An 8735-nucleotide genomic window follows, 5' to 3' on the forward strand; every position below is an offset into this window, starting at 1 on the left:
GAACTGAGCCTAAAGTTTTCTACATTCCTCCAGCCAGAAAAACGAAGAGAGGGGAGGTTGATTATAGGGAGGATGTTAAGGGGTGAGTTTTGATGAGGAAATATAATCTCGCGATGCTCATACTCGGAATACTTGCAATAATTGGCTTCATCGCATGGATCTATCAGATTCAGAAGGGACTTATAGTCACGAACATGAGAAATCCGTTTAGCTGGGGACTTTACATTGCGATGTGGGCTTTCTACGTCGGTACAGCAGCAGGTGGTCTTGTTGTTTCCTCGGCAATCTACATCTTCGGAGCTAAGCAGCTGAAACCAATTGCTCCGGTGGCTTCACTAACAGCATTTATCTTTGCTGTTGCTGCAATGCTGATGGTTCTACCCGACTTGGGAAGACCCGAAAGGGTATTCAACATACTACTCTACCCAAATCCGAAATCGCTGCTACCGTGGGACTTTTTGGTTCTTTCAACATATGCAGTTCTTTCAGCTATTTACACTTACGTCCAGCTAAGACCGAGAATAGCTGAGAGGGGAATAACGATCTTCGGAAAAACGATAATGAAAAGAGACATAAAGGCTGACGAACTTGCAAGGCTGAGAGAAGCTTCAGAAAGGCAAGCGAAAATACTCGCACCAATTGCATTGCCCTTTGCGATACTCATTCACACAGTCACAGCTTGGGTTTTAGCCACTCAGCTTTCAAGACCTTGGTGGTACGGAGGATTGCTCGCTCCAACGTTCATAGCAGCTGCTTTAACTGCTGGTCCGGCTGTGGTGATTTTGGCTTCGCTGATAGTTTACGGATTCAAAGAGGAACTCGCCCAAACCTACAGGTTACTCGCTAAAGTATCTGCGGCATCAGCAGCCGGGTTGCTCTTCATGTACTACAACGATTTCCTCGTGAGGTGGTGGTGGGAAGCTGGAAGAGAGCACGATGCGCTGATACTCGTTTTCAGAGATTACCTGGCTATCCATGCGGCGGAAATAATCCTGCTGATACTTGGTATAATCATTCTGGCAACGAGGTACTCTTCAGTTTCTGGATTGGTCTCCGGAAGCGTGATAATAAATCTCGGAATCTTGGCTCACAGATACTTGCTTATGCCCCCAGCATACAACCTAATCCCAACGAGGATCGCCGTAATTCTCGGCTACGAAAGTTTCGAATGGTCGTATCCGATTGCAGTAGGTGAAGTAAGAGGAAGTCTAATGAACCCAGAGCCAATTTTCGTGGACTACTGGAACTACGTTCCCTCTCCAGTAGAGATAACGATAACGATCGGCGTCTTTGCATTAATTTCCTTCGTCCTTCTGTTCCTATTAAAAGCGCTGCCAGTAAAAGAGAGGGCAGAGGCTGCGTAGGATGAAAAGGCAAAAGATCTTCAAACTCTTTTCCCTTATTTTTTCTTTTCCAACCGAAGAAACAATTAACGAAATGAAAAAGCTTGCAGAGGAAATTCCTGAATACGCTCACGTTGTTGAAAAGTTAACAAGGATTAATCTCGAAGAACTTCAAACGGAATACACGAGACTCTTCGTAAGCTCATATCCCACTCTCGAATGCCCTCCCTACGAGTCGTTTTACAGAGAAGGACTCGTTTACGGCGAAGCTTCGGTTGAGGTTAGGGAAATTTACGAAAGTAGGGGGTTGGAATACACCCACCTAAGCGAGCCTCCAGACCACGTCAGCGTCGAGCTTGAATTCTTGGCTTTGACAGACGATCAGGAGTTTTTCGAGAGAATGAAGGAGTGGATTTTCGAGTTCACGGAAAGGGTTAAAAAACACTCGAAGATATACGACTTAGCTGCCAAAGAGCTCGAAAAATTGTTTGAGGAGCAACCATGAAGAGAAGAGACTTTCTACTCACGGTAGCTGCAGCCGGAATATCCATCGTCGGAGTATCAGCTATTACGTTGAGAACGAACGCGTTAATCGTTTACGCTGGATCCGTGAACATTCCACCGCTTGAAGAAATAATATCGGAGTATAGCGGAGATGTGAAAGCCGTTTACGGAGGTTCGGGCAACATCCTAAGTCAGGCGATTATAAGCAAGAAGGGCGACATTTACATTCCTGGCTCAAGCGAGTTTATGGACTTAGCGATTGAAAAAGGTGCAGTTTACGAAAAAAGCGTTAGAAAGCTTGCGTACATAATTCCGGTGATCGTCGTAAGAAAGGACAATCCCAAGAACATAAAACACTTGGGAGATCTCGTAAAAGACGACATAAGACTTGCAATAGCGAATCCGAAAAGTGTGGCGATAGGACTTTACGCTGTTGAAATGTTCGAATACAACGGTTTGGATGTCAAAAAGAACATCGTTGCTACGACGAAAAGCTTTTCAGACCTCCTAACCCTCCTGAAAACCGGTGTTGTTGATGCGATAATAGGCTGGAACGTTGCCGAAGTTTTTTCACCCGATCTGAAAGTAATTTACCCACATCCAGAAGAGATTCCGAGGGTTGCTTGCGTGGAAATCGGGATTATGAGATTCGCTGAAGACGTTGAAAAAGCCGGGGATTTTTTGGAATTCGTTTACGAAAGAAGATATATTTACGAAAAATACGGATTCATCACGAGCGAGAAAAAGCTAAGAAAGCTTGCCCCCAACGCAAAAGTTGGCGGAAATAATTGGAAGAACTCGTAACTACCTCCGCAATACTATTATCCTGCCCGTCTTTAAGGAGATTTTAACGGTCTCTTTTTTCTTCATCTTCTCTCTCAAACCCAACCTTTCCACAACGTAATTGGGAAGTTCAGCTTTTATAATCGCTCCGTTGACGTCGAAAATAATCAGGGAGCTGTTCGGTTTGTCAACAATCTCCTTGATCGTTCCTTCAAAAATATTTTCAGCTATACCTTTCCTCAAAGGCTTGCCCTCTCTTATCACCATAACATCCCTTGGATGAACAAAAAGCTTCACTTTGCCAGAATGCTCGTTAAAAGTTTTAATTACTCCTATTTCAGTTTCTATCGCATCTCCATTTGCATATCCCTCGAAAGAATTCGAATAGCCAAGGAACTCGGCAACGAACTCGTTCCCGGGATTGAAGAAAACCTCTTCCTTGCTGCCGATTTGAAGAATCTTACCATGATTCATAACGCAAACCTTATCAGCAAGAGCGTAAGCCTCTTCGAAGTCGTGGGTAACAAGCACGGCAGAAAAACCCCCCGCATGCTGGACTTCTTTAAACTCCGAAAGTATCTCTTCTTTTGTCGAAATATCCAGTCCTCTGAACGCTTCGTCCAATGCAATAACCTCCGGATTGGAAGCTAAAGCTCTCGCTATAGCAACCCTCTGCTGCTCTCCCCCACTCAAAAACTTGGCTTTTCTACCAAGAAGGTGCTCGATCCTCAGCATTCTGGCTATTCTTTTCACATCGTAGTCACTCATTCCTTTTCCCCCGAACCTTATGTTCTCCTCCACCGTCATGAAAGGATAAACGCAGAGATTTTGGGGAACATAGGCGATTCTCCTTTTCTCAGGAGGGAGATTTGTGATGTCTCTTTCTTTAAGGAAGATCCTTCCCGATGTCGGAGGGATCACACCGACTATCGTTTCTATCAGTGTGGTTTTTCCGCTTCCAGAAGGTCCTATAATAGCGATAACTTCCCCTTCATCTAACTGAAAAGATACATCCCTTATCTCGAACTTCCCCTTTCTCGCCGAGATTTTTTCAAGTTTCAGCATTTTCAACCCAACCTCTTTATCGCAGATATTGCAGCGATACCTATCCCAACGAGGATGAACACCGAAATCAAAGCTCCACTAATATCCGCCACTGAAAGTTTGAGGTATATGGATATCGGTAAAGTTTCAACGTTCTTAGATGCTCCGGCAAGAACGATTGTTGCCCCGAACTCTCCAGCAGCTCTCGTCCATGCAAGAATTGCTGAGGAGATTATCCCGTTTTTCGCCATCGGCAGATCCACCTTAAGGAAAACCTCAGTAGGCGTGTAGCCGAGGGATCTTGCAACGTAGTCGTAGGAAACGTCAATCTGATCGAACACAGTCTTCATCAACCTTAAAATTATGGCTGTCACAACAGCAAGCTGAGCAACGATAATTGCATAAGGCGTGAAAAGAATTCCGCTAAAAACTTGAGTTTCGGAGAAAAGTACAAGAAAAAGCGTACCAAGGGCTACTGGAGGTATTACTACCGGGACATCCAAAAAAGTTTCGACAACACTTTTTCCGGGAAAATCCCTTCTTGATAAGATATACGCAGAAGGAACACCGATGAAAAGCGAAATTAATGTGGAGAAGGTCGCTGTTGTCACGCTTAGGAATATCGCCCTCGTAATTGCATCCATCTCGACGAAGATCTTGCCTAAATCGAGCTTGAAAAACGCAAATAGCAACGGAAGTATGTAGAAGAGGAAGACTATCGCGAGGGAGAGATACAGCAAATTCTGGGATCTCATCGGAAGTTTTGGTCGTCTGAATACTATAAATGTTTTTCATTCGATGGATATTCTGAGCTTCGCAAGATCTTCTCTAATCTTCACCCTTACGTTAATTTCTCCGAAGATTTCCTCCAAAAAAGTTTTCACAAAGAATTTCGTCTCTTCATTTCCGAATATTAGGGTGTACTCTTTTTCGGAAATCTTATTCAACCTGAAGAAGTTGCAGGCTTCAAGTCTCCTCAGAATTTCCTCGGGACTCATACCTTTGAACTGATCAGCATGACTCCTCGCCACTTCTCTGTGAAACTCCCAGAACTCCTCTTTCCTCGGATGCGATTCGATGAATTTCAAAAAAGCTATCCAATGATCGATATCGAGGATAACATGTTCCCCTTCGCTTAACATCTCAACGTAAATCTTGATCTTTTCTGGATCGTAATTTTGAAGAGAGTAATAGAATTTCAAAGCGTTTCTGATTATCTCGCTTTGGGACTGATCGAGATCGCTCCTTAAACTTTTCAGAATTTCCACCGTAGCTTTATCGAGGGCTATTGTTACCCTAACCGGAGCCTTCATAAACGCAAAATCGGAAATATCTTTAAAAATTTTGCGTCGAGCAATAAAAAATCTTCAAAATTTGACGGTGTTTATTGCAATTTCTTTATTAGTGCTTGAATGCTTAGAGCAATCAACTTGTGTCGCAACTGTTTTTAATTCCGAAATAAAATTACTTTTGATGAAGCATCTAATTTCGATCGAAGACTTGTCAAAATCAGATATTGAACGAATTCTGAATCTTGCGGAGTATCTTATCCCCGTCGCAGAGGGTAAAAAAAGGATGGAAATTATGCGAGGTAAGATCCTCGCGAATTTATTCTTCGAGCCCTCTACGAGAACAAGAATGAGCTTCGAAGTTGCCATGAAGAGGCTTGGAGGAGATGTGGTGAACTTAACATCCCAAGAGGCAAGCAGCATAGCTAAAGGGGAAAATTTGGCGGACACAATAAGGGTGATTAGCGGCTATGCGGATGTTATAGTTATAAGGCACAGCTTGGAGGGAGCTGCAAAATTTGCTGCCGAAAATAGCAGCGTTCCGGTTATAAACGCCGGAGATGGAGCCGGACAGCATCCCACTCAGACTCTGCTGGATCTTTTCACCCTCAGAAAGGAGGCAAGGCTTGAGGGTGTGAAAATTGCTCTTGTAGGAGATCTAAAGTATTCAAGGACCGTGCATTCTCTCGTTAAAGCTTTGAAGCTTTACAATGCGAAAATTTACTACGTATGTCCAGACACGCTCATGCTTCCCGAAGAGCTTGTTGAGGAAGTTGGTGGAGAGAGGGTTGCCCTTGAGGACATTATTTCCGAAGTGGACGCAATCTACGTTACAAGAATCCAGAAGGAAAGATTTCCAGACGAGGAAGAATATAGGAAGGTTGCTGGAAGTTACGTGATAACATCCAAAATTCTGGAAAATGCCAAGGAAGATCTGATAATTATGCATCCCCTGCCAAGGGTTGATGAGATAACTTTCGATGTCGACAGAACAAGGCACGCTATCTACTACAAACAAGCTTTTTACGGAGTTCCGGTTAGAATGGCAATCCTGTGCGAGGTGGTAGAATGGAGCAGCTGACAATTAGCAAGATTAGAGAAGGGACTGTGATAGATCACATCGATGCAGGCAAAGCTCCTCTCGTTTTGAAAATACTCGGAATAGACAAGGGAAGTAAAGAGACCGTCTCATTAGCCATGAACGTTTCCAGCAAGAAGATGGGGAAGAAGGATATCGTGAAAGTCGAAGGGAAGTTTCTTGGGGAGGAGGAGTTGAATAAAATCGCACTCATAGCTCCGGGAGCAACGATAAACATAATAAAAGACTACAAAATCGTGAAAAAGTTCAAGGTAACTCCTCCGGAGAGGTTGGAGGGCATATTAAAATGCCCGAACAGAAACTGCATAAGCAACGCTGAAAGAGAGCCGATAACCCCGAAGTTCAAAATAGTTAAAAGAAGTACGCTTTTTGCGGTCTGTGAATACTGCGGAAGGAGATTTTCCAATTTCGAAGACAACTTGGAGTGATCTCAATGTGGAGCAAGCTCGTAGAAAAGTTCGAAAAATATCCGTCGCAGATAGTCGTTGCCAAAGAGTTCCTGAGGTTGGGCATAGCCGTCAAAAACGGAAAGGCTTACTGCGGAAACATAGAACTTGTGCCTGCAAAAATAGCCGAAGCTCTCGGAGTGGATAGGAAAGTGGTAGTTATGGCAATACAAAACATAGAGAGTGACGAAGAGCTGAGAAAAGTCTACTCTTCTTTAAAGCCGGTTGCCAACATAGCTGAGGTAGCAAGAATTCTTGGCTTCGGCGTTCTTGAGGTTTATGCTGACAGCAGAAAGGTTGGGATAGTGGCAGCTATTTCCTCAATTCTCGCAAGAGAAAACATAAGCATAAGGTACATGCTTGCCGAAGATCCAGATTTGAGCATTGAAAGCAAGCTCGTTATAGTGACCGAAACTAAGATCCCGGGAAAGCTTGTGGATGAGTTTCTGAAGATAGACGGTGTAGAGAAAATAGTGATCAGCTAACTACCACTTCTCTCTCCAGAAGGAAGGGATAAATAGAGCTAAGACCGTGAAAACCTCAAGCCTTCCGACCCACATGTTAATAGACAGAATCAACTTCGCATAATCGTGCAAGGCTGAATAGCTTTCGCTCGCTCCCACAAGCCCCATTCCCGGTCCTACGTTGTTTATACAGGCAGCGACTGCAGAAATTGAAGTTAGGAGGTCGTAGCCAAATAGAGAGATCAAAAAGGAGGAGATTGCAAAGATCATTATGTATAAGGAGAAGAAAGACGTTATGGCTGAAAAAGCTTCTCTTTCGACAACCTCTTCACCGTACTTTACAACTCTAACAGTTCTCGGCTCGGCACTCTTCATTATTTGAAGAAGGGAGTAAGCAGAGAGAAGGTAGATTCTTATTACCTTTATTCCACCTCCAGTAGAGCCAGAAGAGCCGCCTATGAACATTAGCATCAAAAGCAAAATTTTTGCCGCATCGCTCCACTGATCGAAATCAGCGGTTGTGTAGCCGGTGGTCGTCATTATACTTGCTGCTTGAAAGAAGGAGTACCTCAAAGCTTGGAGGTTCAGCTCCTCGAAATTTATAACTGTCAGAATAACCGAAGCTGTTAGGAGAATCAGTATATAGGCTTTAAACTCCGCATCTTTGAGAATTTTGAAGTTTCTATTGAAGATGTAGTAGAAAAGAGCGAAGTTCGTTCCGCCTATGATCATGAAAACGAAAATCGTTGCTTCTATGGCCGGATTGTTGTAGTAAGCGATGCTTTCCGTATGGGTGGAGAAACCGCCTGTGGACAACGTTGTAAAAGCGTGGTTTATAGCATCGAACAAACTCACTCCGAGAGACTTCAAGATGGCAGCTTCAAGCAGGGTGAAAAATAAATAGATCAGGTAGAGGGCTATAGCAGTATCTCTAAGCCTCGGTTTCAGCCTTGTTAGCTTTATTCCGGGAACTTCAGCTTGCATCAGAGCGTAGCCACTTTTCGCTAAAGATGGAAGTATCGCTACGAATAGAACTATTATCCCCATTCCACCGAGCCACTGAGTTAAGCTCCTCCAAGTTAAAACGGATTTCGGGAGATTTTCCACGGAATCGAAAACGGTCGCTCCAGTTGTTGTGAAACCGGACATGGCTTCGAAAAATGCATCGAAGAAATCGAGTCCAACGAAAAGATACGGAATTGCTCCTACCATCGAAACGAGTAACCATCCCAGCCCGACTATTGCGTACCCTTCCTTGTATCTAATTTCGATTTCAGCTTTTCTTGAAGCAAAGTAAAATAGAGATCCGAGGAAAATCGATGTTGCCATAGAAATTAAGAATGGCTTTATGCTCTCTCCGAAATAAAAAGCAACAGCTATGGGAATTATGAATACCAGGGAAAAGTAAAGAAGAATCCTTCCAAGAACGTTCAAAACAGCTTTTCTGTTCATGATAGCATCTTGTCTATCTTTTCAACGTTCTTCCATGAGGTGAGAATGTATAGTCTGTCCCCAAGCTTTATCTCTGTATCCCCCTTTGGTATGATTATTTTTCCGTCCCTTTTTATCGCCCCAACTATCGTGTTCTCCGGGAACTTTATTTCCCTTATCTTTTTCCCGTCGAGCTTTTTAGATGCCACGTACTCAAGCACTGCTATGCTCGCTTCGTAATCCCCAAGAGTTTCCACTCTCATCAATCTCAGCTGCCTCATAACTTCAAGGTAGGTGACTTTTCTTGGAGACAAAGCGACATCCACGCCAAC

At 43.7% G+C, this 8735-nt stretch carries 11 protein-coding genes; 6 read left to right on the top strand and 5 right to left on the bottom strand.

What is annotated here, in order from left to right; genetic code table 11:
- Window positions 1-92 precede the first annotated feature (92 nt).
- From nrfD to F7C14_RS06045, 3 genes are all read left to right on the top strand, one after another.
- Complete coding sequence (nrfD, locus tag F7C14_RS06035) at window positions 93-1364, top strand: NrfD/PsrC family molybdoenzyme membrane anchor subunit (protein ID WP_290900889.1); 1272 nt, start codon at window positions 93-95, stop codon at window positions 1362-1364.
- Window positions 1365-1437: 73 nt separating this feature from the next.
- Complete coding sequence (locus tag F7C14_RS06040; RefSeq protein WP_290900891.1) at window positions 1438-1848, top strand: molecular chaperone; 411 nt, start codon at window positions 1438-1440, stop codon at window positions 1846-1848.
- Window positions 1845-2651, top strand: a complete 807-nt coding sequence (locus tag F7C14_RS06045) for a substrate-binding domain-containing protein (RefSeq protein WP_290900894.1) — start codon at window positions 1845-1847, stop codon at window positions 2649-2651. The genes F7C14_RS06040 and F7C14_RS06045 overlap by 4 nt, the downstream gene beginning before the upstream one ends.
- Here the strand turns inward: F7C14_RS06045 and F7C14_RS06050 are convergent, their stop codons facing one another.
- From F7C14_RS06050 to F7C14_RS06060, 3 genes are read right to left on the bottom strand one after another with little or no spacing between them, the layout of a single operon-like run.
- A complete protein-coding gene (locus tag F7C14_RS06050; RefSeq protein ID WP_290900896.1) occupies window positions 2652-3695 on the bottom strand; it encodes an ABC transporter ATP-binding protein in 1044 nt (347 codons plus the stop codon).
- A gap of 2 nt (window positions 3696-3697) precedes the next feature.
- Window positions 3698-4429, bottom strand: coding sequence for an ABC transporter permease (locus tag F7C14_RS06055; RefSeq protein ID WP_290900898.1), 732 nt, complete (start codon window positions 4427-4429; stop codon window positions 3698-3700).
- Between the two features lie 36 nt (window positions 4430-4465).
- Complete coding sequence (locus F7C14_RS06060) at window positions 4466-4987, bottom strand: ribbon-helix-helix protein, CopG family (RefSeq protein ID WP_290900900.1); 522 nt, start codon at window positions 4985-4987, stop codon at window positions 4466-4468.
- A gap of 160 nt (window positions 4988-5147) precedes the next feature.
- Here F7C14_RS06060 and pyrB point away from each other — a divergent pair, with 160 nt between their 5' ends.
- Genes pyrB through F7C14_RS06075 form a run of 3 tightly spaced genes read left to right on the top strand, consistent with a single transcriptional unit; the run spans window position 5148 to window position 6993 of the window.
- Window positions 5148-6044 carry an aspartate carbamoyltransferase gene (gene pyrB, locus F7C14_RS06065; RefSeq protein WP_290900902.1) on the top strand — a complete coding sequence of 299 codons (897 nt, stop codon included), beginning with the start codon at window positions 5148-5150 and terminating at the stop codon, window positions 6042-6044.
- Window positions 6032-6490, top strand: a complete 459-nt coding sequence (gene pyrI, locus F7C14_RS06070; RefSeq protein WP_290900903.1) for an aspartate carbamoyltransferase regulatory subunit — start codon at window positions 6032-6034, stop codon at window positions 6488-6490. The genes pyrB and pyrI overlap by 13 nt, the downstream gene beginning before the upstream one ends.
- 5 nt (window positions 6491-6495) lie before the next feature.
- Complete coding sequence (locus F7C14_RS06075; protein WP_290900905.1) at window positions 6496-6993, top strand: amino acid-binding ACT domain protein; 498 nt, start codon at window positions 6496-6498, stop codon at window positions 6991-6993.
- Here F7C14_RS06075 and F7C14_RS06080 read toward each other — a convergent pair whose 3' ends face one another.
- Together F7C14_RS06080 and F7C14_RS06085 are read right to left on the bottom strand one after the other, a co-directional pair.
- Window positions 6994-8424, bottom strand: coding sequence for a TrkH family potassium uptake protein (locus F7C14_RS06080; RefSeq protein ID WP_290900908.1), 1431 nt, complete (start codon window positions 8422-8424; stop codon window positions 6994-6996).
- Window positions 8421-8735, bottom strand: a 315-nt coding sequence (locus F7C14_RS06085; RefSeq protein ID WP_290900910.1) for a TrkA C-terminal domain-containing protein, incomplete at its 5' end; no start/stop codon positions are given. The genes F7C14_RS06080 and F7C14_RS06085, both read right to left, overlap by 4 nt.

The organism is Ferroglobus sp. (assembly GCF_015521575.1).
GTDB lineage: Archaea > Halobacteriota > Archaeoglobi > Archaeoglobales > Archaeoglobaceae > Ferroglobus.

Coding starts and splice junctions, on each gene's coding strand:
- nrfD (WP_290900889.1), top strand. CDS start 93: ATGAGGAAATATAATCTCGCGATGCTCATACTCGGAATACTTGCAATA.
- F7C14_RS06040 (WP_290900891.1), top strand. CDS start 1,438: ATGAAAAAGCTTGCAGAGGAAATTCCTGAATACGCTCACGTTGTTGAA.
- F7C14_RS06045 (WP_290900894.1), top strand. CDS start 1,845: ATGAAGAGAAGAGACTTTCTACTCACGGTAGCTGCAGCCGGAATATCC.
- F7C14_RS06050 (WP_290900896.1), bottom strand. CDS start 3,695: ATGCTGAAACTTGAAAAAATCTCGGCGAGAAAGGGGAAGTTCGAGATA.
- F7C14_RS06055 (WP_290900898.1), bottom strand. CDS start 4,429: ATGAGATCCCAGAATTTGCTGTATCTCTCCCTCGCGATAGTCTTCCTC.
- F7C14_RS06060 (WP_290900900.1), bottom strand. CDS start 4,987: ATGAAGGCTCCGGTTAGGGTAACAATAGCCCTCGATAAAGCTACGGTG.
- pyrB (WP_290900902.1), top strand. CDS start 5,148: ATGAAGCATCTAATTTCGATCGAAGACTTGTCAAAATCAGATATTGAA.
- pyrI (WP_290900903.1), top strand. CDS start 6,032: ATGGAGCAGCTGACAATTAGCAAGATTAGAGAAGGGACTGTGATAGAT.
- F7C14_RS06075 (WP_290900905.1), top strand. CDS start 6,496: ATGTGGAGCAAGCTCGTAGAAAAGTTCGAAAAATATCCGTCGCAGATA.
- F7C14_RS06080 (WP_290900908.1), bottom strand. CDS start 8,424: ATGAACAGAAAAGCTGTTTTGAACGTTCTTGGAAGGATTCTTCTTTAC.